We start from the raw sequence: 451 nt of genomic DNA on the forward strand, positions 1-451 counted from the left end.
GTTCATGGCGCGCCTCGACGTCGACGAGGAAGTCGCGGACATCCTGATCGACGAAGGCTTCACGAGCCTCGAAGAGATCGCCTACGTGCCGCTCAACGAGATGCTCGAGATCGAGGCATTCGACGAGGACACCGTGCACGAACTGCGCAACCGCTCGCGCGACGCGCTGCTCACGATGGCGATCGCGAACGAGGAGAAGGTCGAGACGGCCGCCCTCGATCTGAAGAGCCTCGACGGCGTCACGCCCGAACTGCTCGCGAAGCTGGCCGAGCAGGGCGTGCAGACGCGCGACGATCTCGCGGAGCTTGCCGTGGACGAGCTGGTCGACATGACCGGCATGGAAGAGGAAGCCGCGAAGGCGCTGATCATGAAAGCACGCGAACACTGGTTCCAGTGAGAAATGACCATGGCGCACTGATTTGCTGGCGGCCGGAAGGCCTGACCCGATGCT

The 451-nt window shown here is 63.6% G+C and carries 1 protein-coding gene; it reads left to right on the top strand.

The features are described 5' to 3' along the window. Window positions 1-397: helix-hairpin-helix domain-containing protein (locus J5M67_RS28540; RefSeq protein ID WP_243434937.1), on the top strand; the 397-nt coding region annotated here is incomplete at its 5' end. Window positions 398-451: the final 54 nt, after the last annotated feature.

The sequence above is a fragment of the Pseudomonas sp. 30_B genome (assembly GCF_017491605.1).
In the GTDB taxonomy this organism is placed as follows: domain Bacteria; phylum Pseudomonadota; class Gammaproteobacteria; order Pseudomonadales; family Pseudomonadaceae; genus Pseudomonas.